The organism is Leptolyngbya sp. BL0902, from assembly GCF_016403105.1.
Lineage (GTDB): Bacteria > Cyanobacteriota > Cyanobacteriia > Phormidesmidales > Phormidesmidaceae > Nodosilinea.
In genome coordinates this window covers 3,624,545-3,649,803 of record NZ_CP046155.1, presented here as the reverse complement: position 1 = coordinate 3,649,803, position 25,259 = coordinate 3,624,545, and the positions used below count along the sequence as shown (strand labels likewise).

The following is a 25,259-nucleotide window of genomic DNA, read 5'->3' as shown; positions in this document are numbered from 1 at the left end:
GCGATAGTTTCGGGCCTAAAGTGGGCACAACTAAGAATAAGGTGTCGTCTCCCTCCCAAACCCAACTATGAATACCCCCATTGCCCGCTGGAAACCTGAATACGAAACCGGAAACACCCTGGTTGATCAGCAGCACCAGAGTATTTTCAGTATCATCAATGCCCTTCATTCGGCCGTAGAGGCCGGACAAGGGGCAACCATGCTGGAACAAACCATCCAAAGCGTGCGGGACTATACCACCGTCCACTTTGACACCGAAGAGCAATATATGCGGGATCAAGGCTATGGGGGGTATGAGGCCCACAAACGTAGGCATGATGCCCTACGGGCCAAGTTTGCCGCCTTTGAAACCCAGTCTTACCCGGATATTCAGCAGCACACCATCATGGTGTCGCACTTCCTCACCACTTGGCTGATCCACCACATTCAAACCGATGATCAAGCCATGATTGCCGCCTGTCGGCAGGCAGCCCAACCGATCATGGCGGATGCGGGGCCGTCTACCGTGCCCCTAGCCATTGCTGAAATTGCCCAGTGGCGACCCGAGTATGAAACGGGCTATACCCTCATTGATGACCAACACCGTAGCCTGTTCCACGCCATCAACGCCCTCCACGGGGCGATTTTGGTAGGCCGGGGCGAGGAACTGCTGGAGCGCACTCTAAAAATTCTGGAAAGCTACACCACCATCCACTTCGAGACCGAAGAGCACTTCATGGCGGAGTTGCAATATCCCGACTATGACGACCATGCGGCCAAACATCGTGCCCTGCGCCACAGGGTAGAAGCCTTTATTGCCGAGGAGGCCACGGCCCCAGATCGGCGGCTAGCCCTGCGGGTGTCGCGGTTTTTAACCGAGTGGTTGATCCACCACATCAAGGCCGAAGATCAGCGGATGATTGACTTTCTGCGCCAAGCCCGCCAGCGGCAGCAGCAAGTCACAGCTGAAGCTGAACGAGCTAAGGGGCAGGGCCGTCGGGTCTAGTCCTTGGCCAGGGCATCCCGCACTAGGTCGTGGGCAAAGCCATAGTCGCCGCTGCCTTTGACCAGCACTTGCCGTTGTGCCCACCGTTGCAGCCATGCATCAACCGCCCAGGGCAGGCGGGAGGGGGCGCGGGACAACATAGCCCGCACGGTCATCTGTTGCAGGGCAAAGGAAAGCCACAGGTAAGCGCTGAGTAAAGCGGCGATGACCACCCGCAGGCGCGGTAGGGTCAGCAGGGTAAACGGGGGCTGTCCCCTAACCACCGCAGGCACCACCAATACCAGAGCCAGCACCAGCGCCAACAGGCCAAAGAGAATAGCCCCATTCCGCAGCGCCATCCGCAGGTCTTGGTTGGGATGGTGCCGAATTTGAATGCCCCTAGGCAATCCGCCCCACAACCCAATGCCCAGCCCCAAACTCCAGCCCAGCACGGCCCCCACCAGTCCGCCCCAGCCAAAGGCGGGCAAACCCAGGTTAAACCGCCCCAATAGCAGCGCCCCAAAGCCACCCACTCCCACCCCCAGCCCTAAGGCGGGCAGGGTGGAGACCAACGCCAGCCCCGTTAGGCTGCGCCAGGAGGCCAGGGCCAAGCTGAGATGGGTGTAGGGAAATGCCTCTAGGTCAAGCTGGGAGAAAACTAACCCCCAGGCTAGCCCCACCCCCGGATTGCCCCCCACCAGGGTAAAAATCAGCACAAACGCCAGCGCCAATAGCCCTCGATACATCAGCCGTTGAGGTTCCGGTAGCCAGGTTGGCCGCAGGTGATCGATCCGCAGCGACCGGGGCCGACCTGCCATCTGCGTAGCTAGCCAGCGCAGGGTAGATCGTTCCTCAGCGGAGGCGGGTTGGGGGCTATGGTCAAGGCGGTCATTCAGGAAGGTCTGCACCAGGGCCTCTTTTCCGGTGATGGCGGAGGCATCGGTGCCCAAGACGGGGGCCAGGGCTACCATGAGCGTTAGATAGAGCGGGAATCGGCCCAGGGGTTGGAGCGCTTTGGTGGCCTTGACCTGGGGCCAAAGGTCATCGCAGCCCTGGCTGAGGAGATAGTCCTTCACCTGCTGGGCGGGCAAGGGCCGGAGATATAGGCCCCCATTGAAGTAATCATCAAAGCTGATGCCGCTGGTTTCGATCACCTGGCGACGGCAGCAAAGCAGGGCCGTTTGCTCGGCATTGCTGCGGAGGAGGGTGTTAATTTCCTTGGCGCAGGCCCGCTGTTGGGCGGGGGGCAAATGGTCAAACCCGTCTAGCAGCAGGGTTAGCTGGGCCGATTGCAGCCATAGGGTGGCCACGGGCTGGCAGAGGCGATACACCTCCCAGAGGTAGGCCACAAGCCATGCGTCCAGGTTTTCGCCGTCCCAGGCAGATAGATCCACCAGCACAGGCACAGGGCCTTCGGCGGCGTTGCGGCGCAGTAGGTGTTCTCCCATGGCTAGCAGGGTGTGGGTTTTGCCCATACCGGGGTCGCCCAAAATCAGCAGCCGCCCGTCGATCCCATCCCGCTGAAAAAAGTCTGTAATCGCCTCCTCCGAGGAGAGTACCTGGGCGGCAGACTGGCCGTACTGCAACCGCCACACCTGGTAGGTGAGGGGAATCGTCTGGGGGCGGGGCAGTACCGATAACCCCTCCCGGTAGGCGCGTAACTGTTGCGCCACGGCCCGCCTCAAATCGGCCCGCTCGGCGGTGAGGTTGGCCCGCAGCGGCGTGAGCTGAAGTAACACACTGGCCAGCATCAGCGTCTCCTAGGAAGGGGGCATGATCCTACGGACGAAGCCAGCGGCAGGGGATGCCGCTCAATGATGAACCCGATGGCATGGGGGATGACCGACGCGGGGGCATCCGTAGCCTGGGGGTGCTGATCACCCTGGATGTCAGCATGGCCTCAACGGCTAAATTCGTCAAGCCTAGGGAGGTCAGCTTAGTCAGGTTGTTACCCCGATCTCAGATTCAGGGCGTTGATCGATCAGGCGCAGGCACCCAACCGAGGGATGAGGATCCTAGTCGCGGGCGCTATAGCCCTGGATGGTCTCTGGGCGGAAGCGGCGCAGGATGGGAGTGGCTTGGCGAATTAGCGCCTCGGAACCGCGCACCACCACCAAGAACTTGCCAGCGGATAGGCTGTTGCGGTAGGAGAGGGCATCGCCACCGCCCACGGCCAAGCCCACGCCGCCGCCAATAAAAAACGCTCCCATAGCCCCAGACCCGGCCCCCAATAGGCCGCCGATCAGTTGGTTGCCGAGGCGTCCTGTCCAGACGAAGGTATCCAGCCCGGTGATGAGGTTGAACACCAGCCCCGCCCCAAAGCCAAAGGGCACCAGCCACAGCATCATCAGCCGAATTTGCTTCCAGGCTTGGTCGGCAGGGTCAATCAGGCCATACTCATCGGCAGACTTGAAGCCCCGGCCTAAAATGTCTAAGCTCTCCTTCGGCACCTTAGCCTCCTCTAGGGCGGCGTAGGCTTCCTCCGCCTTGAGGCGATTTTCTAGTACGGCAACCAGGTAATTCATTGGAACGGCTAACTCAATCCTATAGGCCCGTGTTTACCTTACGGCATTGGGGCAACCCTAGGGCATGGCTCCGCGCAGAATGGCGGTGCCCTCAGAAAATTCTAGCCCGTCTAGGGTGAGGCCCGTTTGGGGCAGGGTAACGCTGGCGGCACGGCTGAGCTGGTCGGCATTCAGCCCCGTGGCCCGCTCCAAGTCGGATAGGGTGAGATTGATCCGGCCCACCTGAATTTGGGTATTGGGATCTAGCACCAGCCGCCCATTTTCTACCCTAGGACTGCCCTCAATGCCCACATAGAGGGACTGGTTGCCCAGCAGAGTCGCCATGCCGAGGGCACGCTGGGCCTGGGGCGGCAGGTTTTCGGTGGGCAAATCCGCCGGGTTGAGGGTAAGGCCCGTGCGTACCCGCTGGCCTTCGATGGTGGTTTGGATGCCCTGGGCCGACTGTAGGAGCGGCTGAGCTTCGGGCACCTGGGCCAACCCATCAAGGATCACCTGGCTCATCTCGGCTTCAGTGAGGGTGATGGCGATGCGGTTATTGCCCTCGTAGCGCACCCCTTCCCCAGTGGCCAATTTTTGGGCCAAAACTGCTTCGGCACTGGTGTTGGGCTGATTCACCACCAGCTCTGGAGAAGTTGCGTTGGCCACCTGTATTGCCGGAGGCAGAGCCGTGGCCTGCATCCAGTAGTAGGCGGCTCCAGCCCCAGCCCCTGCGGCTAGCCCTACCAGCACCACCGTTCCCACGATTAAGACAGGCTTGACCTTCATAGGATTCTTCCTCTAAATCATGCCCATGGTAGCGAATTCACCCCATGACTGCCCTGGATTTACGGCTGGGGCATTCCACCGGAGCCAGGCCGGGGCGGTATAGTGAAGCAGCCCGGAGCGCTGTGGAGCAAAGCACGATGGAGACCTTGGTGATGTGGGGTTTGGTAGGACTGTTTGGGGCGGCGGTGGGCAGCTTCCTCAATGTGGTCATCTATCGTTTACCAGCGGGACTGTCGCTGTTGTATCCCCCTTCGCGCTGCCCCCAGTGCCACACCCCGCTCAAGCCCTACGATAATGTGCCCGTTCTCGGTTGGCTGTGGCTGCGCGGAAAATGCCGCTACTGCCGAACCCCCATCGCCCCCCGATACCCGCTGATTGAAGCCTTCACAGCGGCGCTGTTTCTGACCGCCTTTTTGCAGTGGGGCGTTTCCTGGCTCACCCTGGCCCACTGGGTGCTGCTGAGCTGGCTGGTGGCCCTTACCTTTATCGATCTCGATACCCTCACCCTGCCCAACCCCCTCACCCAAAGCGGTCTGATCCTGGGCCTCATCGCCCAGGCCGTCATCCCGATCCTGGGTACAGGGGCATGGCAGGCGGGCATTGTGGGGCTGATGAACGGCGTCCTGGGGGCCGTGGTGGGGATTTGGCTCTTTGACATCATCACCCTGGTGGCCTCCCTAGCCATGGGGCAAACCGCCATGGGCGGCGGCGACGCCAAACTTGCGGCCATGCTGGGCGCTTGGCTGGGCTGGCCAGGGGTGCTGCTGAGCGGCTTTTTGGCCTGCCTGCTGGGGGCAATCCTCGGCGGTGGGGCCATGGCCCTGGGCTGGATGAGTCGCCGCCAACCCCTCCCCTTTGGCCCCTTTCTGGCCCTAGGAGCCACCGTCACTCTGTTCTGGGGACAGGCGCTGATTAACGCCTACCGCACCCTCTTTTTCCCTGGGTTTTAAGGTTGGCCCCACCAATCTGCCCCACAGCTTAGCCCAGGGAGACCGCCGAGCTTTAACCCTTCTTAACCCACCACCCAAAAGTTATGGTTACAATGGTGGCATTCTGTAACTTTGAATACGGTTTTAATGAGGATCCTATGAGTCACACCCAAGACTCCGCCCGTCGTCTCGTCGCCCGCACCCGCCAACAGCAGCAACAGCGCCGCGCCTCTATGCTGGAGCGCTCCGCCCAAGAAATTAACGGTATGGATCAGTCCCAACCCTTGGCCTAGGCTTTAGCCCAGATCCTGCCCTGGGCAGCGTCTGGCCTCGCCCAATCTAGCCTACAGCGGTAATCAACCTAGTAAGGTGCACTTTGAGCCATAGGATCCAAATATGGCTAGGAGTTTGAGTCTTGCACTGTACCTCCCGTGATTCAAAAGCGCTGTATGCTGATTGGTGCCGCTCCATACCAGAGTGACTCAAGGGTAGAGTGAGAACCCTGAAAGCCTGCGACCCCTGGCCTTTCGGTGGCTAGTTAGTCTCATTCTGAGTTGAAGCAACCATAATCTGCATAGAAAACCTCCTCTATTAATTTGGGAAATAATTGAGGAAATCGAGGCAATCAAGGCTTTCCTCCTTGAGGACGCTACACCAACGGCAAGCTCAGCCTGAGCAGGATTGGTTTGCCCATCGGGGGTTAACGGCTGGGATTTAATATAATTCGTGCAGTCTCAAGACCAATTCTCCTACCGGGTTTTGGCGGGGGCAGCGAATAATTCCGCGACTATTCCTGTCAAGCTAGTCTCAAGACCGATTCTCTTGATTCTCTTACCGGGTTTTGGCGGGGGCAGGGGCTCGGTTGGGCGACCACTTCACAGAACGGTGGGCGGTGCGGGCGGTGACGTGCCACACCCGGCTACCGCAGAGATGGTTATAGAGGGCTACCATGCCGATGGCCACCTTAAACCAGAAATACACCGGGGAAAGCAGGCAGTAAAAGAACCCGTGACGGCGGCTGTAGGTGGAATAGGCAGGCCGATAGCCCATGGCCAGGGCCACCTGAAGCAGGGTGCTGAGGGCCAGCAACCCCATCATGGCGAGGTTGACGTTTTCAAACACCAGGTCTCGATCTGAGGTGCTGAAGTGGATGCTGAGCATCATCGGCACCACCTGCCACACCAGCAGGTAAAACCCCTGGCTAAACAGCAGCATCAGCAGCCAGTAGCCTTTTTGCACCGGGTCGAGGTGGGGGGTGCGGGCCACGCGGCTGAGGTACAGACTGGCCACCTCCAGCCAGCCCTGGCTCCAGCGCTGCCGTTGCAGCCACAGCCCCCGCAGTTGGGTGGGGGCTAGTTCAGTGGTGATGATGGCAGGGTCATGGACGAGGCGACAGCCCCGCAGCAGCCCCCGCACGGTAGCGTCAATATCTTCGGTGAGGCGGGCTGAAGAAAAGCCCAGTTCTCGCAGAGCCGCTGTGCGCCAATAGCCGTTTGATCCGCCAAATAGGGCTGTATCCGCCAGTAGGGAGCGGCCATAGTGGCTGATGCCGTAGGTGCATTCAAACTCCACCGCCACCAGGTGGGTGAGCCAGTTATCTTGGGCGTTACGAATGATGTTGCGCCCCTGGACGCCATCGTATTGCCCCGTGGCCAACCAGGCCCAGGCTCGGCCCAGGCAATCGGGGGCAGGATGGTGATCGGCGTCAAAAATGCAGGTCATTGCGCCCTGAACTTGGGCGAGGGCGGCATTCAGGTTTTCGGCCTTGGATCGGCTTCCGGCCACGGGCAGTAGCACCAGGGCCGGATAGCGACGGGCTAGGCGTCGGAGCCGATCCTCCACCGGAAGCGCGGTAGGGGTGTTGTAGGCCAAAATCACCTCCCAACCCGCCGCCGGAACTTTGACCTGGGTGAGCCAGTGGCGCAGGGTTTCTTCGATGATGTCCTGCTCGTTGGGCAAGTAGGCCGCCACCACTACCGAGACAAAGGGGAGTTCAGCCGACCGCACACCGAGGGGATCTAGGGTATGACCTAGGGCATGGCCCGTGGAGCCATCGCACGGGCGGTTCAGGCCAGCCTCAGCCCGACGAAGCTGCTGCCGCCTTTGGGGATAGAGCCAGCGCTGAAGCCAGCCACGGGGCTGATGGATCGGCACACACCACTGCTGAAGGGCCACCACGGCGGTTTCGCTATTGATGACCACCAGGCCAATAATCGCCACCACAAGGAGGGCCAACTGCACCAAAATCAGACTGTGCCCCTGGTTGAGCCAGAGGATATAGCCCGCCATGGGGGCCAGCAATAGCCAAGCACTCAACCCCACCCAACGTCTAACCTGGGCCAGCGTTGACCCAGAAAACAGCCCTAGGCTTCGCTTCATAGGCGGTGATAAACTCCTGAACTTGCAAGGCTGTCATTGAAACCATTCACACAACACACCCCTGGGCTAGATCCGGTTAGGCCATCTCCCCAGGGGCAATCCATACCTCTATTTAGCACGATATTTAGCGCAATTTTCCCCATCCTCCGGTTAGGCAGGTTGGGCAAAACCAGGCCGTATTCCGACCCCCTAACGGCTCGCTGGAGGGGTAGGAGGATAGTACAGCATTTGGTTAGCATGGCCCCAAAAGGCTTCTAAATCATAGAATTCGCGGGCCTCTGGCATAAACACATGCACCATCACTTCGCCATAGTCCATCAAAATCCAGTTGCCCTCCATTTGGCCCTCTACCCGCAAGGGACGGCGGTTAAAATCCTCCTCTAGGGCTGCTTCGATGGATCGGGTGATGGCCCGTACCTGCACTGTGGAAAATCCCGTCACGATCACAAAGTAATCCGCCAAATAGGACACATCCCCCACCTGCACTAGGGTAATGTTGCCCCCCTTGCGCTCATCGGCGGCGGCGGCAATGGCATAGGCCAGTTGCAGGGCAGAATCTTCCTCTACAGGGGGAAATCCGGCGGAGGCGGTCAGGGTGGTGGTGTCGGTGTTTTGGGGATTGGTCATTGGGAAATAGGGAGTCGGGAATAGGGACTTGGAAAGGTTTGGAATCGGAAAGGGGCGGACTTGGGAAGGAGCAGACTTAGAAAGGTTCGGAATCGGAAAAGTTGGGGGTCGGGAGATGGGAGAGGGTTAGGATTTGGTGCGGTGCTGGCTAAGGAACCAGTTGCGAGTGTTCAGGGCGCGGGGGTGGATGGGTTTGGCCTTGTTGATTAGGTGGGCGAAGGTGTAGTCGCAGGTTTGGTAAACGGCCTGGGGCAGGTGACGATAGCTTAGCCGTCGCAGGCGTTTGAGGTCATCGCTTTTGCCGCGCCCTGGTTCTAGGGTATCGGCCAAGAAGACCACACAACTGAGGGGCGACATGGCCGGACGCCCTAGGGTGTGGTTGGCAATGGCGGCTAATACCTCCGGGTCGGTGATGCCCAGGGTTTGCTGGGCTACCAACGCGCTCACATCCGCATGGAGTAGGTGAGGGTTAGCCTCATCCACCGGGTCAATCTCTAGGCCCGCTTGCTGCGCCATCGCCAGGAGCTTTTCCGCCGGGTAATACTTGGCTAGGTCATGCATCAACCCCGCCTGAGCTGCTTTGACCGGATCGAGGCCGTGGTGCTGCGCCAGATCAACAGCCATAGCCTCTACCCGCAGACTATGGGCCAGTCGGGGCTTGGGCAGTTGGTCTTCGAGCCAAGGCAACACCTGCCCTCGCCAATCTTGACCTAGAGCAGCACTATCAACTGGGAAAGAGGGCGTAGCAGCCAGGGGAAATCCTCTCGTCAGAACTGGTTTCATTGTATCGCTGGAGCGGGCCTGTCTGTCAGCACTGCCCCCATGATGCATCGAGCCATGGGCTTTGCTGGGGCCAAACAGGCGCAGGGACGGAAGCGGCATGGCGTAGTCGAGAGCTTGGGCTTGGTGATGGCAGTGGTCGTCACCTGACTGCCTGACACATCTTTATGCGGCCTCCCAAGGGGGTAGCTGACAGCGCATGGACTGGATCCTAGAGAACCAGATGCGGTCATAATATCGGGCTTCTGCCTTTTTAGATGCAAAACAGGGATCTGGGTCAACGGTCAATAGGGGGATGGGGTTGAGCAACGGACGCCCTTTGTTGACCACCCCTCTAAGCCAGCGGAGGCCGATTTTGAGATAGCTGATGCCCCGTGTCCAATGAGGGTCAACCTGAGAGCGGAGACCGTCGAGTTGAGCGGCCATGCCCTGGGTGGTGCCATAGAGGATGGCGACTGCCGCGACGAGGTAGAGACGTTCGAGGGCTTGGGCGGAGCGGATGCCGGAAGATTCGAGGGCAAAGGCCCCGGATTTTGAATCGAGGAACAGTTCCTCAACTCGGAACCTGAGGGCATATTGCCACAGGGTATTGAGGGTCGGCGGCTCATCGGTGATGACCGCCCAGGGCTCCTTAACGCCTTTGACGTTAGCCAGAACCAGGTTGCAGCGCCAGCGCCCATCGGCCCACAGGCCAATGCCCTCATAGAAACGAACTTCGCCCTTGGGGGGCCACAGAACACCTACCTCAATCGGCTGACGGCGGGGGCCATGCACCACCACATCACTGGGCAAGCGTAAAGCATAGTGCCATCGACTGTCGCTGAGCCACGCCAGCAGGTCATGGTTGGCAAACCCTCGGTCGGCTAACAGCATCACATCGGGATAAGCCTGCAACAGTCGATGGGCTAAGCGCAGCATCGGCAAATACCGTTGGGCACTGACCGTGGCACTAGGATGCTCTAACACCCGCCACAGCAGGGGCACCGCCCGCCCACAACAGGTCACGGACAGGTGAATCATGCAATACCGATTCCACAGCACCGTCGTATCGAGGGCTAGGTAGAGTCGCCGTCCTTTCCACCGATGAATCGCCGCTAACGCCAAGGGCACGTACAGACTTTTAATCCGCACCCGGTGATTGCTCATAAACCGTTGCCATCGTCGTTCGGTGCTTTGCGCTTGGCGGGCGCGACTGGGAACATAGGCCTCCCACTCCGGCAGGCTCAACCGACCACTGCACACCAGCGCCGTCACCATCCACGCCAGCGCTTTGAGGTGCCGTAAATCCCGACGATGGCTATATTGACGCAGCAAGGACAGCACTTGATCATAGAGACAGGTGGTGGATGACATGGCAAAGACCCTGAAATACGCAAATTCCAGCGTCTCATGTCACCTCACCTTTTCCCCTCCCACCACGAGGTTTCAAGCCTTTCACCCACTTCTGTCAGGCAGTCAGGGTCGTCACAGCAGCGAAGGTCGGCGAACAAGACGGTGGGCAACTGGCACTGCACAAACGGCCTCAGAGGAGAGCAGTCACGGCCCACATTTGTCTAGCGCAGGTCTATCTAGCGCGGGTTGATGGAAGCTACAGCAGTTTAAGTTCCTGATTATGGGGCAGCGTCTTGCGTAATCTGCTGCACCCTTCCCCCTTTTCAAAGGCCCTTTCATCTATGAATATGATTCGGTAGATTTTGAGACCCTTTGGAACACCATTCATACTACCTTTCCTGATTTAATCTCTCTACTAGAGACTATGACTACTGCTAAAGAAACCTAAAAATTTAAGTCAGCAAATTAGACCGTAACCACTACCCAACCCAGTCAAACAGATAACACTGCGAAGCCATGGCCTCATCTGGCAGCGATCATGTTTAATTCCTTAAGATCTGACTCTTATCCTGTGAACCCGCTGGATAATACTTGCCGTAGCCTTGGTCATCTAGTGAATCTAATGCTTCATACTTAGTTGACGGCTACATGGCCCAGTCTGCTAGAGCGCTCTATGGACACACGCCTGATGGGAATTTGGCAGAGCCCAAACCGATGGGTAATTCTCCTAGCCGCAACCATTTTGCTGGGTACAGTTGGTGCTGCTGTTGCCGTCTTCATTCGCTATTATCAAGCCGCCACACCGCAAACACCGTCGCCGTTTTATATCCCTCCCCAGCCGCTTCCCCCCGGCGAATTGGGCAGCCTGATTCGCAAAGAACCCCTGCCTAGTAGCTTGCCTGAAGGGGCACAAGCCTGGCGGGTCATGTACCTATCAACGGATCTGGCGGGGCAACCCATTGCGGTAACGGGAACCATTGTTGCGCCCCAGGGCACCAGTGCCGAACCGCGAAATATCATCGCCTGGGCCCACGGCACAACGGGGATTCGCCCCGCCTGCGGTGTTAGCCATACCTCAGATCCCTACCAACAAACTCCGGCCATTGAGCAAATGCTGGCGGAGGGTTTTGTGGTTGCCATTACCGATTATCCAGGGCTTGGCACTCCCGGCACCCATCCCTATATGGTGGGGCCAGTGGCCGCGCAAAGTGTGCTCGATTCGGTGCGGGCCGCCCGCCAAATTCCTGAGGTAAATGCTGGGGATAAGTTCGTGGTTTGGGGCGCATCTCAGGGTGGCAATAGCGCCCTTTGGACGGCTCAAAGGGCGAAAACCTATGCGCCGGAGCTGAATTTGTTGGGTGCTGCGGCATCAGCTCCGGCGATTAACTTGCGGGGTATTGCAGAGTTTAATTTAGATAAACCTGGGGGAGGAATTTTCCTCGGCTATGTTTTTGCAGCGTGGGATTCAATTTATCCCGATGCCGATCTTGATGCCATCCTCAAAGCTGAGGAACGAGCTAATTTTGATCGCATGGTTGAACCCTGTTTTACGGCTCCAGCCGGGTTTCTTCCGGTTCTCAAAACGTTGCGAACACCAGAGCAATACCTGAGTGTTGATATTCTCAGTGCCGAACCCTGGAGTACGTTATTTGAGGAAAATACACCGAGCGAACCTATCGAGGTGCCGATTCTCATTGCCCATGGCACCGCCGATCCGTTGATTCCCATCGAGTTAAGTGAAGCCGAAGCCCTGCGCCGTTGTCAGGCAGGTGAAAATGTGCAGTTTGCCCGTTATCCCGGTTCATCCCATGATGCCCGTGAGGATACGGCGATCCACATTCTTGGCTGGGTGGTAGACCGCTTTGCTGGACGACCTACCTCGTCTAATTGTGGGCGGTGATAATTCACTTAGGCTACTCTGGCGTTTTTTCCTATACCCTGGTGGCCCGGTTGGGGTTGTTGCGTTCTAAATCGCGCATGGCTTTGCCCCGCCAGAAAATGCGGATGGGTGTGCCTTCAAAGCCCAGGTTTTCGCGGAACTGTCGTTCTACGTAGCGGCGATAGTTGTCTTTCAAAAGTTTGGGATCGTTCACAAACAGCGTGAAGGACGGAGGCCGCACGGTGACTTGGGTGCCGTAGTAAATTCGGCCCTGGCGACCTTGGCGGGTAGTGGGTGGGCTGTGCCACTGCACCGCATCTTCTAGCACTTCATTCACTACCGAAGTGCTAACCCGGCGGCGATGTTGTTCCACGGCCTGGTTGACGAGGTCCAAAATTTTGGGCACCCGTTGCCCAGTTTTGGCGCTAACGTAGATGCGCTTGGCCCAGTCTAGGAAATTTAATCGGGCCGAGATTTGGTGATCAAAGTCGTAGATGGTGTAGCTGTCTTTTTCAACCGCATCCCACTTGTTGACGACAATCACGCAGGCCCGACCGTCCTCCTCAATGCGGCCCGCCAGTTTTTGATCCTGCTCGGTGACGCCGTCTAGGGCATCGATTACCAGCAGCACCACATCGGCACGGCGAATGGCCTTAAAAGCCCGGTTGATGCCAAAAAATTCCGGCCCATACTCCACGCTTTTCTTTTTGCGAATGCCCGCCGTGTCAATGATGCGGTAGAGCTGATCGCCGTGCTGCACCTGGGTATCGATGGCGTCGCGGGTGGTGCCCGAAATGGAGCTAACAATGGCGCGAGACTCGCCCACAAAGGCGTTCAGCAGGCTGGATTTGCCCACATTGGGCCGTCCCACAATGGCCACCTTAATTTCCTCGGTGGCTTCCTCCTCGACGGTTTCCGGCAAAAATTCCACCAGGGCATCCAACAACTCCCCGGTGCCGCTGCCGTGAATGCCCGACACCGGATAGGGCTCACCCAGGCCCAACTCCCAAAACTGCGCGGCCTGCACCACGCCTTGGTCAATCGACTCACACTTGTTCACCGCCAGCAGCACGGGGACGGATTGTTGCCGCAGCCAAGTGGCAATCTCCCGATCTGCCTCCGTGGGGCCAGCCTGACCATCCACTACAAAAATGGCCGCGCTGGCCTCCGCTAGGGCCAACTGGGCCTGTTCGCGGATGAAGGGCAAAAATTCCGTGTCGTCGTCAAACACCAAGCCGCCCGTATCTACCACTTGATAATCGCGATCCCGCCAGAAGGCCATCTGGTAGGTGCGGTCTCGCGTCACCCCCGGTTCGTCGTGGACAATGGCATCCTTTCCCCCAGCTAGGCGGTTTACCAGGGTAGACTTGCCCACATTCGGGCGACCGACAACCGCAACAACAGGCAGTGGCATAGCGTTAAATCTTCAATCTTGGGCTCAAGCGATGAATCCTCTCAGACATCAGGATAAACGGCCCCAGCGGGTGCTCTATCCAAACGCGAGAAATTCTCAATCTTTCCATTGTAGCGACCGAAAAAGGAACTGGGGAAACCAACCCTCAATCCTTGATGCTGTCTGTAGCCTAAGCTGTGATACACTAACGCATAGCCTTCATACGCCAGTATCAAGGTCAACATCCCTGCGGGTGTAGTTTAGTGGTAAAACCTTAGCCTTCCAAGCTAATGATGGGGGTTCGATTCCCCCCACCCGCTTACTTAATAGAAACCCCTGAGAGCAAGGCTTTTCAAGGTTCTGGCTTATCTGAGAGTGCCTGTGATTTAGTTCCCCGGTTCTAAAAAGCGGATGAAGTTTGGGGCCTTTTGAGGTAGTTTGGGTGCAGCAATTAGCACGATGGCGCTTACATCCATGTTCTCTACCAGGGCAAGCGCCATTACATCTCTCTGGGGTTTGCGGGTTAGATATGCTGTAATCTAGCCATAACTGCTCTGATGACCATTCCACGGTATGGCCACAGTCAAAAGCCTGGATACCCGCAATCTTCCAGCCTATTCCTACAAAGAGGCTGAAAAATATTTGCATATCCCCAAGGACACGATTCGGTCTTGGGTAAAGGGTCGTACCTATGAGACGAAACAGGGCAAGCGCTTTTCAGAACCGTTGATCGAGTTACCGAAGCCTGACGCCAAAGCCTTGTCGTTTACCAACTTGGTTGAAGCCCATGTGCTCCGGGCGATTCGAGTTGAGCATGAAGTTAGGTTAGATCAAATTCGCATTGCGCTGAGTTTCATCAGTGAGGAACTGGGGTATCCTCACCCGCTGGTTAGAGAGGATTTCTTAAAAACGGATGGCCAGTCTATCTATGTCGAGCATTTGGAACGGTTGCTGGATGCTTCTAAGGGTGGACAGATTGCGATTCGAGAAACGTTAGATATCTATTTGACTCGGATAGAGGTGGATGAGCAGGGCATTGCCTCTCGGTTGTTCCCATTTGTACATCCTGATCGCGCCAAGGATGAACCTAAAGTCATTGTGATTGATCCCAATATTGCCTTTGGTCGCCCGGTGATTGCAGGCACCCGAATTCCCACCCAGGTTTTGGCCGAGCGCCACCAGGCGGGCGAGTCGCTTGAACTATTGGCGGAAGATTATCGGTGCGGTCGCAATCTGATCCAAATAGCGCTTGAGTATGAAGGGATCGCCGCGTGAGCCAGGAAGAGACCACGGTATTCTTTTTGGATGAAAACTTGCTGGGTAAGCAGATTGCGGAAAGCCTCAAAGCGTCTGGGGTGAGGGTAGAGATGCTGTCTGACCATTTCCCCAAACAAACGCCGGATGTAGAGTGGTTAGCCGAGGTGGGTCGGCGGGGTTGGTTAGTGTTGAGCAGAGACACCTCGGTTGGCATCAACATTCCGGAAGCGATTCAGGTGGCTCAAGGCAATGTCAAGATGTTTGCGTTGGTGATGGGGAATGCCCCTAGGGCAGAACTCATGCGCGATATCGTGAATGCGATTCCTAAAATGGAACGCTTTGCCCAAAGTCATCCCGCCCCGTTTATTGCCAAGGTGTATCCATTGGGCAAGGTGAAGAAATGGCAAGATCGCAACAAGCTCATGAAAACGCTCAGGCAGTTTGCCCCCTGACTGCCTGACAGAAGTGGGTGAAAGGCTTGAAACCTCGTGGTGGGAGGGGAAAAGGTGAGGTGACATGAGACGCTGGAATTTGCGTATTTCAGGGTCTTTGCCATGTCATCCACCACCTGTCTCTATGATCAAGTGCTGTCCTTGCTGCGTCAATATAGCCATCGTCGGGATTTACGGCACCTCAAAGCGCTGGCGTGGATGGTGACGGCGCTGGTGTGCAGTGGTCGGTTGAGCCTGCCGGAGTGGGAGGCCTATGTTCCCAGTCGCGCCCGCCAAGCGCAAAGCACCGAACGACGATGGCAACGGTTTATGAGCAATCACCGGGTGCGGATTAAAAGTCTGTACGTGCCCTTGGCGTTAGCGGCGATTCATCGGTGGAAAGGACGGCGACTCTACCTAGCCCTCGATACGACGGTGCTGTGGAATCGGTATTGCATGATTCACCTGTCCGTGACCTGTTGTGGGCGGGCGGTGCCCCTGCTGTGGCGGGTGTTAGAGCATCCTAGTGCCACGGTCAGTGCCCAACGGTATTTGCCGATGCTGCGCTTAGCCCATCGACTGTTGCAGGCTTATCCCGATGTGATGCTGTTAGCCGACCGAGGGTTTGCCAACCATGACCTGCTGGCGTGGCTCAGCGACAGTCGATGGCACTATGCTTTACGCTTGCCCAGTGATGTGGTGGTGCATGGCCCCCGCCGTCAGCCGATTGAGGTAGGTGTTCTGTGGCCCCCCAAGGGCGAAGTTCGTTTCTATGAGGGCATTGGCCTGTGGGCCGATGGGCGCTGGCGCTGCAACCTGGTTCTGGCTAACGTCAAAGGCGTTAAGGAGCCCTGGGCGGTCATCACCGATGAGCCGCCGACCCTCAATACCCTGTGGCAATATGCCCTCAGGTTCCGAGTTGAGGAACTGTTCCTCGATTCAAAATCCGGGGCCTTTGCCCTCGAATCTTCCGGCATCCGCTCCGCCCAAGCCCTCGAACGTCTCTACCTCGTCGCGGCAGTCGCCATCCTCTATGGCACCACCCAGGGCATGGCCGCTCAACTCGACGGTCTCCGCTCTCAGGTTGACCCTCATTGGACACGGGGCATCAGCTATCTCAAAATCGGCCTCCGCTGGCTTAGAGGGGTGGTCAACAAAGGGCGTCCGTTGCTCAACCCCATCCCCCTATTGACCGTTGACCCAGATCCCTGTTTTGCATCTAAAAAGGCAGAAGCCCGATATTATGACCGCATCTGGTTCTCTAGGATCCAGTCCATGCGCTGTCAGCTACCCCCTTGGGAGGCCGCATAAAGATGTGTCAGGCAGTCAGGTTTTCGCCTGCTTTACGCTTTTCTCTAGAAAAGACTCGGGTTCTGAAATCTCAATGACAAAGGGGCGTGCCATCGTAGCTACAGCATCTATCACTACCCTCTATTATGCTCAACCTCATACTGGATTGGTATAAGGCACGGAGGTAGTTTTTGTCGCCCGTAAAGATAAAAGCCTGGAACTCCTCATCCTTTTGCAGAATTTCAGTGATGTGGACGGTCAGGATCGCTTCTCCCTGATCTATAAATTTGGAGATTTGAATAAAGAGGTCTGGGTTGACCTCCGTCTGGGCAATCTGAGGAAGAGTTGTCGCTAACTCGATAGTTTTCTCGTAGTTAACAACCTGCGACTCAGCTTGCCGAGCTTTGCCCGCTTTAAACTTCTCCCAATCCCTCTGAAATTTAGAGGGCGTTTGAAAAGCCGCATAGTCAGTAAAAAAGCTCACACGGTATAGGCTGTACATACAAACGTTCAACCCCGTGAGAGCCATGAGTAAAGCCTACACCAGCAACTTGACCCGCGACCAGTTTGAGTTGATTGCTCCCCTATTGCCCCCGGCTAAGCTCGGAGGTCGGCCCCGAACGGTGTGCTTATGGGCGGTGCTGAACGCCATCTTCTACCTTGTCAAGCAAGGGTGCAGTTGGCGAGATCTACCGAGCGACTTTCCGGCGTGGCAAACCGTCTACACGTACTATCGGAGGTGGGTGAACGACGGCACCTGGGATGTAATTCACGACCGATTACGGGCCTGGATACGGGTGTCGGAAGGACGACCGGAAAGCCCATCAGAGGTGATTTTGGACAGTCAAAGCGTCGCCACTGCGCCCATGGTGCATCGAGCCGTGGGCTTTGATGCGGCCAAAAAGACGAAGGGACGGAAGCGGCATTGCGTAGTCGATACCTTGGGCTTGGTGATGGCGGTGGTGATTACAGCAGCGAGTGTCGGCGAACGAGACGGTGGGAAACTAGCATTGCACAAACTTCATCAGATGGGAGCGGCCATGGCCCGCATTTATTTGGTGTGGGTGGATGGGGGCTACAGCGGGTTTAAGTTTCTCCAGTGGACGATGGACACCTTGGGCTGGATTGTCGAGGTCGTGTTACGGCCCAAGGAGGCTAAGGGGTTTGTTCTCGTCAAAAAACGTTGGATTGTGGAGCGCACCTTTGGCTGGTTGCGCTGGTCACGACGACTGGTGCAGGACTACGAGCAACTTCCCGAAAATGCCGAGGCCATGCTCAAAATCGCCATGATCCGGATCATGGTGCGGCGTCTAGCGTAATTCGCTACACCCTACCCCCTTTTCAAACGCCCTCTTATACTTTGCTGTCGCTAGAACATTGACCTGTTCAGCACTGGCCTCAAAAAGGCTCACGGTTTCATCGAATAGATCAAAGGTGGCGAGTTTTTTGAGGATATCGTTATCGATACAGTAGATGCGGCCAGCCAAACCTATGCTCCTAGGATGCGCTCTAGATGGTCGGCGTTGTCGTCGCCTAGGCTGTCCCAATCGAGATGTTGTTCTAGAAATTGGTTGGTGATGATATTGCCGTCTTCAGAACAATGGAAGCTTTGAACTACGTTTTCAGCAAAGCCATAGTTTTTGGTGTGCCACGCGTAGTTAAAGGCCAAAATACAAGGATCAACGGTAGAATCTGACTTCAGCATTTCAAGGATCTGTTTCTTGAGCTGGTTGCTGTTATATAGCCGCTTGTTTCTGAAGCAGTTATCGAACTGATTGACCAAGAGGCGGACAGCAAACTGATTAGCCTCAGCCTCCTCAGTATCGGAAGAACCTTGGTCAATCTCATCGTCGATCAAAATGCCGTCTTGAACATGGCCTAGGGCGAGGTGGGCCAACTCGTGGGCGAGGTGAAACGCTAACCAGGCGGGATGAGTCCGTTTGTGGCTGAGCACAATCACCGGGCGAGTGCCCTGCCACTGAATCATGCCCGTGATTTTGCGAGTGTTCTCTGGGTAGTCATTGAAGTAGACCACGGCAATGCCATGCTGCCAGCAGTAGTCCAAAATCGCTTCTAGGGTGATCTGGGGATGATGCTGAAGGATTTCTGAGCGAACCTGATCGACGCTGCTGGGTATAGGGCTAAAGGGCTGCTCAACGCCGTAGGCGACCAGATCTGCCACCCGCGAGGCGAGCTGGTGGGAGGTGCTAGGAGTATCGGCCTGACCTTGGGCGTGGTATTTGAACTTGGTGACGGGCAGTGGCTTAAACCGAATCTCCTGGTCGTCTTTGATCAAGCTCTCTAGGTCTAGGTGGAGGCGCTTGGAGATGTGCCCCGCCCCCTCTAGAACGGCGGCGGGTTTGTTGTCTAGTTCATCACTCCACCAGGTGGGCAACCCTGCCTTACGGACATAGGGTTTACTCAGCCCTAGGGCTGAGAGCTTTTGGTAGAGCTTATCCATCGATAGCGTCTGGGTCATGGGCTTACCCTCACCAGGAGCATCTGCTTGGGTTCTGATCGTAGGGGTGGGGAACAGCGCAACTCCTTACAAGATGGTGTGATTTCCTCCATTCTCTACTGTATCAATCCGGTGTTCTGTCTGTCTTGTGTCAGTTATTCTGGATGCCTCTGGCCTTGACACTCCCTTATCCCTGCAAGATCAGGACAGCAGTTTGAGGAGCCAAGTACGGTTGCGCCAAAGCTCTACCCGGCTATCTTTATAGATTTTGGCGATAAAGGGTGCCTGGTTGCCCTGGGTGAACTTTTCCAGTTTGGGCAGCACCCTAACGAATAGGTCAGCCATCTGCTGACGGGTGAGGTTGCCCGATACCAAGATGAAGACCCTCGCGCCTGCACGGGCAATCGCCCTCAGCTCTAGCGTATTGGTTCCGATTGCGCCGTCTTTGGTAAGCACCACCCAGCCGCGATCACTCACCACCGGGAGCCACTCCTGATCCTGGGTATCTTGACCAAAGTGATCGTCTAGATGCTCAACCTGAGCAGCAGTTTCGGCCAGGGCGTGGGTGACGGTCTTTCCCAGACAGCGGTCAATGACAAAGGTAGGGCGGTTGCTGGGGGTCACGCGGCACGGTTTTGGGCTTCAAACTGGATGGCGGCTTTGACCTGAGCGGGGGCACAGTCAAACTCATCGGCCACGTCTTCTATGGAGTCGCCCGCGTCGATCAGGCTGACGATAGCTTTGGTGGGTACGCCCCGGCCCGCAATGACGGGCCGACCAAACTGAATAGCGGGGTCAAGGAAGATGAGCTTATCTTGGGCCGGATCGGGCACTAGCTCAAAGACGGGGAAAAAGCGGCTAGCAATGCCGTCGTCGTTCCACTCTACGCGGGTTAGCAGATGCTTGAGGGTTTCGCGCATGGCCAACTGCCCAGAGCGTGAGACGTTCACCAACTGGTCTACCTGGTCTACAAACAGGTCTACGCCGTCGGTCTGGAACCGTCTCATTACCAGGGGGTGGGGGGTGTTGAACTGCTGGCCCATGTAGTCGAGGGCTTTGCGCACTTTGTCGAGCTTGACCTGGTGGGTTTCGCGGATGATGCGGAGGACGTGGGCCTCTACCAGGTTGGTGAAGGAGAGTTGGGGATGGGCTGGGTCGGGCCGTTGGATGAGCGGCTCAAAGGCTTGTTGTCCGTCCTTGGTGGGGTAGGAGCGCCCTTCTAGCCAGGAGCGGAGGGTGCGAACGGGGATATGCAGGTATCGGGCCGCATCCGTGACTGGATAGGCCGGAGTGTTGTAGATATCGTGATCCCACTTCACCGTTGGCAACCTCATATCAGGGTGTCTTTCTAAAAACGGTGACGACTCCGGCACCACCCAAAGCACCCATTACTACACCAATAATTTGTTGCGAGAGCAGAGTTTCTTTGGTGATTCCAGAGTAAATCAGCACAGAAATTACTAAAATTAAAACTGCACCAATCGCCAGTCGCTTAGTGGTTTCGGTGCTTTTAATTTCGTCTAGCTTCCGCTGGCTGTCCTTGTCAGCCAAGTTCAGAACCTGGGTGATATGTTCCTCCGTGATTTTCTTCTGGACAGGTGAAAACACGGGAAAAGAACCCTGAATCGAGAGCGATCGCATAATGCGCTGGGCTTCAGGGGGCAAACTTTCTAAGACTTCTGCCGTGTCATCCGAGTCATCCAGCATCTCTGGATTAGCTTGAGATTTGGCCTTTTCAGGTAGATTTTCTTCTGGCATTGTTTTTACAACTATTGCCCCAGCAGTTTTTCTGAAATCAAGGTTTGAATCCGGCGTTCTACTTCTTGATCAATAAAGAGTGAGCAAGCATAGTTCACGGAAACTTCAAAGGTATGCTCACTGATTTCTCCCTCGGCGTATAGGCGAGCGAGATAGGCGATGGTCTGCCGCAGTTTGTTGATATCGAGACCAACCGCCACCGGAGCAGCCACCAGCCCCTGAGCCAAAGCGGCCCTAGCCATGGACAGCGTCCCCTGGTCGCCCGTCTGACGTTGACCTGCTAACATCGCTTGCCTAGCCTCCTGTGAGGTGTGCCGTGCCACCTTAAATCTTCGGTGGCAGTTCTAAGACCTAGGATAGTCTACTGGGTATGCTGGGGATAACTGCTCAACCGTTAAGTTTGCCCAAACCATGACCGACCAGCCCCAGCTAGACCTGAATGTGCCCAACACCGAGCCGATGCAGACGGTGGAGGGCTACCGCTTTGAACCCATTAAGGGCTACCCGATGCTGCACTGGAAGGGCAAGCGCCCGTTTACCAGCACGCAGTATTACCCGGCCCAACTGAAGGAGGTACATGGCGAGGAGGTGGACAACTGGCGCAGCAAAATCTTTTGGGGCGACAACCTCCAGGTGATGAGCCACTTGCTGAAGGAGTTTAGGGGCAAGGTGAATTTGGTCTATATTGACCCGCCGTTTGATTCTCGATCAGATTACAAGAAAAGAGTCTTATTGAGAGGAAGAAGAGTAACAAGCGAATTTACAGCTTTTGAGGAAAAACAATATACAGACATCTGGACAAATGACGAATATCTTCAATTCATGTATGAACGCTTAGTCTTAATCAAAGAGATTCTTAATGAAGAAGGAACGATCTGGCTGCATTGTGATTATCACAAATCGCATTATTTAAAGTGTATTTGTGATGAAATCTTCGCCGAATCAAATTTCGTTAATGAAATTGTCTGGAATAGAGCTACTCCTAGAGGAAATGTAAAAGTTGGCTTGAGTGTAGCTCATGACACAATCTTAGTTTATGGCAGAAGCCAAAAGTTAGAGTGGCATCCGCCACTTTTAGCATACTCGGACGAGTATAAGAATAGATTCACGAAAGTTGATTCCGATGGAAGATTTTATACAACTGACAGTTTAATTAACCCTAATCCTGATAGGCCAAACTTAGATTATGAATGGCGAGGTGTGCGTAGAGTTTGGAGGGTTGGTAGAGAGAAAATGGAGGAATACGAGAAGCAGGGGAAGATTGAATATACGTCCAATGGTGTGGCAAGACAAAAGAGATATTTGGATGAGCTTGAAGGCCGACCAATGACAACCATTTGGGATGATATATTTCCTGTTAATTCTCAAGCTAAAGAGCGCCAAGATTATCCAACACAGAAGCCTGAAACTCTTCTTGAGAGAATCTTGCAAATAGCTTCTAGTCCTGATGATATTATCTTCGATTGCTTTATGGGCAGTGGCACCACCCAAGCCGTAGCCATGAAATTGGGGCGGCGGTTTATTGGGGCCGATATTAACCTAGGGGCGGTGCAAATTACCACCAAGCGGTTGCTAAAAGTGGCGGCAGACCTTGCCCAGACCCAGGCCCAGCCAGCCCAGGGTGAGTTGCCTGTGGCTCCGGGGCTGCGGGTGATTGCTGGGGGCAAGGTTGGGGGCACCCCACTGGCGGCGGATAGTGGCGGTTCCTATGGCGCTGGTGCAGATACCGAGGACGAAGACGAAACCGCGCCCACCGCCCCACCGGAGCCGACGACGTTTTACACGGGTTTTGAGGTCTACAACGTCAACCACTACGACGTGTTCCGCAACCCCCTAGAGGCCAAGGACTTGCTGCTAGAGGCGCTGGAGGTAGACCGGCTAGAGCAGGGTAACTTGTTCGATGGGGTAAAAGATGGGCGCAGGGTCAAAATCATGCCTGTCAACCGCATTGCCACCCGCGCCGACCTGAATGAACTGATCGCCGGGTTCGACTACAAAACCTTCGAGCAAAAGCACCAAGAAAACGCCCGTGCCCCCGTGGAGAAAATTACCCTGGTCTGCATGGGCCACGAGCCAGACCTGGCCGCCCAGCTCAAAAAAGAGGTCAAACCCTTCGAGCTAGATGTGGAGGTAGTCGATATCCTCCGCGACAAACAAGACATCCAGTTCAAGCGCGACTCGGAGGCCCGCATTGTGGCCCAGGGCGGCGAACTGGTGATCGAGGCGTTCTATCCTATGAACCTGCTGGGCAAGCTCAGCCTGCAACAGGAAAACGTCGAAGACTGGCGCGAACTGGTGGAATCGGTGATGATCGACTGGAACTACGACGGGGCGGTGTTCCAACCTCTCCAGGTAGACATCCCCAGCAAAAACGACCTGGTGACAGGCCGCTACCCCATCCCCGCCGACGCTGGCACCATCCGCGTCAAAATCACCGACCTACTCTCCGAGTCGCTGGAGGTGGAGGTAGCCACCGAGCCGTAGCCCTCTCGATGAGCTGCAAACCCCACCACATTTAGCGTGAGGCAAACCCCTCAACCGCTACCCATAGTAGGGGTTGAGGGCAATTCCACAAAGCTTCTACAATCAGAATATCTGTACCAACGTTCACCGCTATCTGTGGGCACAACGCCTGCGGGGCCGCGATTGCGGGAGGGAACCATGCTGGATTGCCTAGACATTGCGCGTTATTTCATCGCTCGGGCCTATGACGATGGCCGCGAAGCCGACATGACCAACATGAAGGTGCAAAAGCTGCTCTACTATGCCCAGAGCCTACACCTGGCCCTCTACGATGAACCCCTCTTTGAGAACGAGATGCAGGCGTGGCGCTATGGCCCCGTCTGCCCTCCGGCCTATCGGTTCTATAGCGACTTTGAAGCCAACCAGCTCCCCATCCCCGACTCGGCAGAACTAGCCACAATCCCCACCCTCCAACAGCAGCTTCTCGATGAAGTGTGGGACTACTTTGGCCTTCACCACGCCTACGTGCTCAGCAGCATGACCCACCTCGAATTTCCGTGGAAAAAAGCCCGCCGAGGATTGCCCGAACGCGCCAGTTCCACCGAACCCATTGCCCTAGAGGACATGCACCTCCTTGGCGAACAAAAGCTCCTGGAGATCGAGCGAGACCACCCCGCCTACCATTTTTTGGTGGTGAATGCCCTGCGGGATGCCTTTGACCCCGCCCAACCCCAGCCCGTGATTCAGCGAGAGAACATCGATGACTGGCTCGAATCCCTACTCGCTTGAGGAAACGAGGAAGTTTCAGCGATCCTTCAAAAAGCTGGCAACCCCCGCCCTCAAAGCCCAACTGGCCCAATACCTCAAAGAAATCACCCTCAACCCCGAACATCCCAAAGCCGAACGCGAACCCCAACCCCGCCGTGCCGCCATCCCCGATGGGTGGGCGTTCTACAAACTGCGGTTCCAGGTCGGCAAAGGAGCTTCCGGCCAGATTCGGCTGATGTACCTGGTCAACGACGCCACCCTCCGGATCAAGCTGCTCTGGATCTACAGCCACGAGCAATTTGCCAAACGCCCCGCCGACGATGACCTCATTGACGTTATTCAAGCGGCGCTGGAGGACTCGTAAGCCAGCCCTGCGATTTCAGCCGTTTCCATGCCACCTGGAGGTGCTGGGGCTTAAAAATCTGGCGCTTGCGGTCACTCCACGCCTGCACCCCCGCAACGGCCACCTCCACATCCACCGCCGCCGCCGGGTTGTGCTTGGCCACCCAGTGTACCGTCGCCAACATCTCCATGCCGTAGGGGGTCTCAAACCCCTCAATGAGCTGGCTCACCTGCTCTAGACGCTGGTGGGCATCGGGATGATCGGCCAAAAACGCCGCTGCCGCCTCGCTTCCCTGGGGCAACACAGTAATCTGCGACTTCTGGGCGCGATCGCCATAGCCCTGGATGTAGTGCCCATCAATACGCTGAAGGGCGTGGTTTAGCTTGTCGGCGTAGGGGCCATAGTGGTGCGGCCTAAACTCCAGCTTCAGGCCCGGTTCGCCCGCCTCCTGGAGCAGATAGGCCAGCTTTTGGGCCTCCAGCCGTCCCAGCTTGTAGCCCGGTATGCCGTAGCGTTCAAACAGCGACACCACCAGCGCCCGTGATCGGGTCATGGGAGGTTTGGAGGTCTTCACCTGCACCTGGTCGGCAGCGGGAGCACCCCCCGGCTCGAAGATCAGCACCTGCACCGTGGGCAGATCAGCAAAGGCCTCGACAATTAGTGGCTTGACCACTGCCCAATCTAGCCCCCCATTGCTACAGCCCAGGGGCGGCACGGCAATAGACCCTAGCTCTAGCCGCTGCACCTCCGCTACCAGTGCTTTGAGTCCAGCTTTGATGTCTTCCAGCTTTGACTTGCCCTTCCAGTGGCGCTTGGTGGGAAAGTTAATGATGTAGCGTGGGTTCAACAGATTGCCCGTGGCCACGGTGAACATCTGCCCTGGCTGCACCTCGTTGTGATCGCAGGCCCGCTTGTACT

Annotated in this window: 26 protein-coding genes, 1 tRNA gene and 1 pseudogene; 12 read left to right on the top strand and 16 right to left on the bottom strand. The window is 56.5% G+C overall.

Annotation, left to right across the window (positions count from 1 at the left end; genetic code table 11):
* Window positions 1–67: 67 nt before the first annotated feature.
* Window positions 68–985, top strand: coding sequence for a bacteriohemerythrin (locus GFS31_RS16210; RefSeq protein WP_198805810.1), 918 nt, complete (start codon window positions 68–70; stop codon window positions 983–985).
* On the opposite strand, the gene GFS31_RS16205 is transcribed toward GFS31_RS16210, so the two are convergent.
* The 3 genes from GFS31_RS16205 to GFS31_RS16195 form a co-directional block, all read right to left on the bottom strand.
* Window positions 982–2,715 carry an NACHT domain-containing protein gene (locus tag GFS31_RS16205; RefSeq protein WP_198805809.1) on the bottom strand — a complete coding sequence of 578 codons (1,734 nt, stop codon included), beginning with the start codon at window positions 2,713–2,715 and terminating at the stop codon, window positions 982–984. The two genes, GFS31_RS16210 and GFS31_RS16205, sit on opposite strands and share 4 nt — an antisense overlap.
* Window positions 2,716–2,979: 264 nt before the next feature.
* On the bottom strand, window positions 2,980–3,489 hold the full coding sequence (locus GFS31_RS16200; protein ID WP_198805808.1) for a hypothetical protein: 510 nt from the start codon (window positions 3,487–3,489) through the stop codon (window positions 2,980–2,982).
* 57 nt (window positions 3,490–3,546) lie between these two features.
* Window positions 3,547–4,254 (bottom strand): hypothetical protein, encoded by a 708-nt coding sequence (locus GFS31_RS16195; RefSeq protein WP_198805807.1) that lies wholly within the window; start codon window positions 4,252–4,254, stop codon window positions 3,547–3,549.
* Between the two features lie 44 nt (window positions 4,255–4,298).
* Between GFS31_RS16195 and GFS31_RS16190 the strand changes: the two genes are divergently transcribed.
* On the top strand, window positions 4,299–5,204 hold the full coding sequence (locus tag GFS31_RS16190) for an A24 family peptidase (RefSeq protein ID WP_317135041.1): 906 nt from the start codon (window positions 4,299–4,301) through the stop codon (window positions 5,202–5,204).
* A 137-nt stretch (window positions 5,205–5,341) separates the two neighbouring features.
* Complete coding sequence (locus GFS31_RS21330) at window positions 5,342–5,476, top strand: hypothetical protein (RefSeq protein WP_263974857.1); 135 nt, start codon at window positions 5,342–5,344, stop codon at window positions 5,474–5,476.
* A 538-nt stretch (window positions 5,477–6,014) separates the two neighbouring features.
* On the opposite strand, the gene GFS31_RS16185 is transcribed toward GFS31_RS21330, so the two are convergent.
* The 4 genes from GFS31_RS16185 to GFS31_RS16170 all read right to left on the bottom strand — a co-directional run bounded on the left by GFS31_RS16185 (window position 6,015) and on the right by GFS31_RS16170 (window position 10,322).
* On the bottom strand, window positions 6,015–7,562 hold the full coding sequence (locus GFS31_RS16185) for a glycosyltransferase family 2 protein (protein WP_198805806.1): 1,548 nt from the start codon (window positions 7,560–7,562) through the stop codon (window positions 6,015–6,017).
* 189 nt (window positions 7,563–7,751) lie between these two features.
* The gene (rsfS, locus tag GFS31_RS16180) at window positions 7,752–8,189 is read right to left on the bottom strand and encodes a ribosome silencing factor (RefSeq protein ID WP_198805805.1); all 438 of its coding nucleotides are present in this window, start codon (window positions 8,187–8,189) and stop codon (window positions 7,752–7,754) included.
* Window positions 8,190–8,315: 126 nt separating this feature from the next.
* The gene (gene yqeK, locus GFS31_RS16175) at window positions 8,316–8,879 is read right to left on the bottom strand and encodes a bis(5'-nucleosyl)-tetraphosphatase (symmetrical) YqeK (RefSeq protein WP_225907458.1); all 564 of its coding nucleotides are present in this window, start codon (window positions 8,877–8,879) and stop codon (window positions 8,316–8,318) included.
* 255 nt (window positions 8,880–9,134) lie between these two features.
* On the bottom strand, window positions 9,135–10,322 hold the full coding sequence (locus GFS31_RS16170) for a transposase (protein WP_198804897.1): 1,188 nt from the start codon (window positions 10,320–10,322) through the stop codon (window positions 9,135–9,137).
* A 652-nt stretch (window positions 10,323–10,974) separates the two neighbouring features.
* On the opposite strand from GFS31_RS16170, the gene GFS31_RS16165 reads away from it, so the two are divergent.
* On the top strand, window positions 10,975–12,201 hold the full coding sequence (locus tag GFS31_RS16165) for an alpha/beta fold hydrolase (RefSeq protein WP_198805803.1): 1,227 nt from the start codon (window positions 10,975–10,977) through the stop codon (window positions 12,199–12,201).
* Window positions 12,202–12,232: 31 nt separating this feature from the next.
* On the opposite strand, the gene der is transcribed toward GFS31_RS16165, so the two are convergent.
* Window positions 12,233–13,594 (bottom strand): ribosome biogenesis GTPase Der, encoded by a 1,362-nt coding sequence (gene der, locus GFS31_RS16160; protein WP_198805802.1) that lies wholly within the window; start codon window positions 13,592–13,594, stop codon window positions 12,233–12,235.
* A 228-nt stretch (window positions 13,595–13,822) separates the two neighbouring features.
* On the opposite strand from der, the gene GFS31_RS16155 reads away from it, so the two are divergent.
* The 4 genes from GFS31_RS16155 (at window position 13,823) to GFS31_RS16140 (ending at window position 16,572) form a co-directional block, all read left to right on the top strand.
* Window positions 13,823–13,893 (top strand) — tRNA-Gly (locus GFS31_RS16155).
* Window positions 13,894–14,146: 253 nt separating this feature from the next.
* Window positions 14,147–14,848, top strand: coding sequence for a DUF433 domain-containing protein (locus GFS31_RS16150; RefSeq protein WP_198805801.1), 702 nt, complete (start codon window positions 14,147–14,149; stop codon window positions 14,846–14,848).
* Entirely contained in the window at window positions 14,845–15,282 is a 438-nt protein-coding gene (locus GFS31_RS16145; RefSeq protein WP_198805800.1) for a hypothetical protein, read from the top strand. Before GFS31_RS16150 ends, GFS31_RS16145 begins: the two co-directional genes overlap by 4 nt.
* 102 nt (window positions 15,283–15,384) lie before the next feature.
* Complete coding sequence (locus tag GFS31_RS16140) at window positions 15,385–16,572, top strand: transposase (protein WP_198804897.1); 1,188 nt, start codon at window positions 15,385–15,387, stop codon at window positions 16,570–16,572.
* A 70-nt stretch (window positions 16,573–16,642) separates the two neighbouring features.
* On the opposite strand, the gene GFS31_RS16135 is transcribed toward GFS31_RS16140, so the two are convergent.
* Window positions 16,643–17,053: a hypothetical protein gene (locus GFS31_RS16135; protein WP_198805799.1), complete on the bottom strand. Its 411-nt coding sequence runs from the start codon at window positions 17,051–17,053 to the stop codon at window positions 16,643–16,645.
* Window positions 17,054–17,078: 25 nt separating this feature from the next.
* Between GFS31_RS16135 and GFS31_RS16130 the strand changes: the two genes are divergently transcribed.
* Window positions 17,079–17,870 (top strand): IS5 family transposase, encoded by a 792-nt coding sequence (locus GFS31_RS16130; protein WP_198805798.1) that lies wholly within the window; start codon window positions 17,079–17,081, stop codon window positions 17,868–17,870.
* Here the strand turns inward: GFS31_RS16130 and GFS31_RS16125 are convergent.
* The 6 genes from GFS31_RS16125 to GFS31_RS16100 form a co-directional block, all read right to left on the bottom strand.
* Entirely contained in the window at window positions 17,862–18,038 is a 177-nt protein-coding gene (locus tag GFS31_RS16125) for a hypothetical protein (protein WP_198805797.1), read from the bottom strand. The genes GFS31_RS16130 and GFS31_RS16125 overlap by 9 nt on opposite strands.
* Window positions 18,039–18,040: 2 nt before the next feature.
* Complete coding sequence (locus GFS31_RS16120; protein ID WP_198805796.1) at window positions 18,041–19,030, bottom strand: ImmA/IrrE family metallo-endopeptidase; 990 nt, start codon at window positions 19,028–19,030, stop codon at window positions 18,041–18,043.
* A gap of 180 nt (window positions 19,031–19,210) precedes the next feature.
* The gene (locus GFS31_RS16115; protein WP_198805795.1) at window positions 19,211–19,633 is read right to left on the bottom strand and encodes a DUF5615 family PIN-like protein; all 423 of its coding nucleotides are present in this window, start codon (window positions 19,631–19,633) and stop codon (window positions 19,211–19,213) included.
* Window positions 19,630–20,328: a DUF433 domain-containing protein gene (locus GFS31_RS16110; protein WP_225907457.1), complete on the bottom strand. Its 699-nt coding sequence runs from the start codon at window positions 20,326–20,328 to the stop codon at window positions 19,630–19,632. The genes GFS31_RS16115 and GFS31_RS16110 overlap by 4 nt, the downstream gene beginning before the upstream one ends.
* A 16-nt stretch (window positions 20,329–20,344) precedes the next feature.
* A complete protein-coding gene (locus tag GFS31_RS16105) occupies window positions 20,345–20,767 on the bottom strand; it encodes a hypothetical protein (protein WP_198805793.1) in 423 nt (140 codons plus the stop codon).
* An 11-nt stretch (window positions 20,768–20,778) separates the two neighbouring features.
* Window positions 20,779–21,054, bottom strand: coding sequence for a hypothetical protein (locus GFS31_RS16100; RefSeq protein WP_198805792.1), 276 nt, complete (start codon window positions 21,052–21,054; stop codon window positions 20,779–20,781).
* Between the two features lie 124 nt (window positions 21,055–21,178).
* Here GFS31_RS16100 and GFS31_RS21610 point away from each other — a divergent pair, with 124 nt between their 5' ends.
* The 3 genes from GFS31_RS21610 to GFS31_RS16085 all read left to right on the top strand — a co-directional run bounded on the left by GFS31_RS21610 (window position 21,179) and on the right by GFS31_RS16085 (window position 24,362).
* Window positions 21,179–23,251: a site-specific DNA-methyltransferase gene (locus GFS31_RS21610; RefSeq protein WP_198805791.1), complete on the top strand. Its 2,073-nt coding sequence runs from the start codon at window positions 21,179–21,181 to the stop codon at window positions 23,249–23,251.
* Between the two features lie 177 nt (window positions 23,252–23,428).
* Window positions 23,429–24,019, top strand: coding sequence for a Panacea domain-containing protein (locus tag GFS31_RS16090; protein ID WP_198805790.1), 591 nt, complete (start codon window positions 23,429–23,431; stop codon window positions 24,017–24,019).
* Complete coding sequence (locus GFS31_RS16085; RefSeq protein ID WP_198805789.1) at window positions 23,991–24,362, top strand: type II toxin-antitoxin system RelE/ParE family toxin; 372 nt, start codon at window positions 23,991–23,993, stop codon at window positions 24,360–24,362. The genes GFS31_RS16090 and GFS31_RS16085 overlap by 29 nt, the downstream gene beginning before the upstream one ends.
* Here the strand turns inward: GFS31_RS16085 and GFS31_RS16080 are convergent.
* Window positions 24,334–25,251 (bottom strand): annotated as a pseudogene (locus tag GFS31_RS16080) (macro domain-containing protein); the annotation flags it as partial. The gene GFS31_RS16085 and the pseudogene GFS31_RS16080 overlap by 29 nt on opposite strands.
* Window positions 25,252–25,259 lie beyond the last annotated feature (8 nt).

What these genes read in the sequence shown, in the direction of transcription:
- GFS31_RS16210 (WP_198805810.1), top strand. Translation starts at nt 68, where the DNA reads ATGAATACCCCCATTGCCCGCTGGAAACCTGAATACGAAACCGGAAAC.
- GFS31_RS16205 (WP_198805809.1), bottom strand. Translation starts at nt 2,715, where the DNA reads ATGCTGGCCAGTGTGTTACTTCAGCTCACGCCGCTGCGGGCCAACCTC.
- GFS31_RS16200 (WP_198805808.1), bottom strand. Translation starts at nt 3,489, where the DNA reads ATGAATTACCTGGTTGCCGTACTAGAAAATCGCCTCAAGGCGGAGGAA.
- GFS31_RS16195 (WP_198805807.1), bottom strand. Translation starts at nt 4,254, where the DNA reads ATGAAGGTCAAGCCTGTCTTAATCGTGGGAACGGTGGTGCTGGTAGGG.
- GFS31_RS16190 (WP_317135041.1), top strand. Translation starts at nt 4,299, where the DNA reads ATGACTGCCCTGGATTTACGGCTGGGGCATTCCACCGGAGCCAGGCCG.
- GFS31_RS21330 (WP_263974857.1), top strand. Translation starts at nt 5,342, where the DNA reads ATGAGTCACACCCAAGACTCCGCCCGTCGTCTCGTCGCCCGCACCCGC.
- GFS31_RS16185 (WP_198805806.1), bottom strand. Translation starts at nt 7,562, where the DNA reads ATGAAGCGAAGCCTAGGGCTGTTTTCTGGGTCAACGCTGGCCCAGGTT.
- rsfS (WP_198805805.1), bottom strand. Translation starts at nt 8,189, where the DNA reads ATGACCAATCCCCAAAACACCGACACCACCACCCTGACCGCCTCCGCC.
- GFS31_RS16170 (WP_198804897.1), bottom strand. Translation starts at nt 10,322, where the DNA reads ATGTCATCCACCACCTGTCTCTATGATCAAGTGCTGTCCTTGCTGCGT.
- GFS31_RS16165 (WP_198805803.1), top strand. Translation starts at nt 10,975, where the DNA reads ATGGACACACGCCTGATGGGAATTTGGCAGAGCCCAAACCGATGGGTA.
- der (WP_198805802.1), bottom strand. Translation starts at nt 13,594, where the DNA reads ATGCCACTGCCTGTTGTTGCGGTTGTCGGTCGCCCGAATGTGGGCAAG.
- GFS31_RS16150 (WP_198805801.1), top strand. Translation starts at nt 14,147, where the DNA reads ATGGCCACAGTCAAAAGCCTGGATACCCGCAATCTTCCAGCCTATTCC.
- GFS31_RS16140 (WP_198804897.1), top strand. Translation starts at nt 15,385, where the DNA reads ATGTCATCCACCACCTGTCTCTATGATCAAGTGCTGTCCTTGCTGCGT.
- GFS31_RS16135 (WP_198805799.1), bottom strand. Translation starts at nt 17,053, where the DNA reads ATGTACAGCCTATACCGTGTGAGCTTTTTTACTGACTATGCGGCTTTT.
- GFS31_RS16130 (WP_198805798.1), top strand. Translation starts at nt 17,079, where the DNA reads ATGAGTAAAGCCTACACCAGCAACTTGACCCGCGACCAGTTTGAGTTG.
- GFS31_RS16120 (WP_198805796.1), bottom strand. Translation starts at nt 19,030, where the DNA reads ATGACCCAGACGCTATCGATGGATAAGCTCTACCAAAAGCTCTCAGCC.
- GFS31_RS16105 (WP_198805793.1), bottom strand. Translation starts at nt 20,767, where the DNA reads ATGCCAGAAGAAAATCTACCTGAAAAGGCCAAATCTCAAGCTAATCCA.
- GFS31_RS16100 (WP_198805792.1), bottom strand. Translation starts at nt 21,054, where the DNA reads ATGTTAGCAGGTCAACGTCAGACGGGCGACCAGGGGACGCTGTCCATG.
- GFS31_RS21610 (WP_198805791.1), top strand. Translation starts at nt 21,179, where the DNA reads ATGACCGACCAGCCCCAGCTAGACCTGAATGTGCCCAACACCGAGCCG.
- GFS31_RS16090 (WP_198805790.1), top strand. Translation starts at nt 23,429, where the DNA reads ATGCTGGATTGCCTAGACATTGCGCGTTATTTCATCGCTCGGGCCTAT.
- GFS31_RS16085 (WP_198805789.1), top strand. Translation starts at nt 23,991, where the DNA reads ATGACTGGCTCGAATCCCTACTCGCTTGAGGAAACGAGGAAGTTTCAG.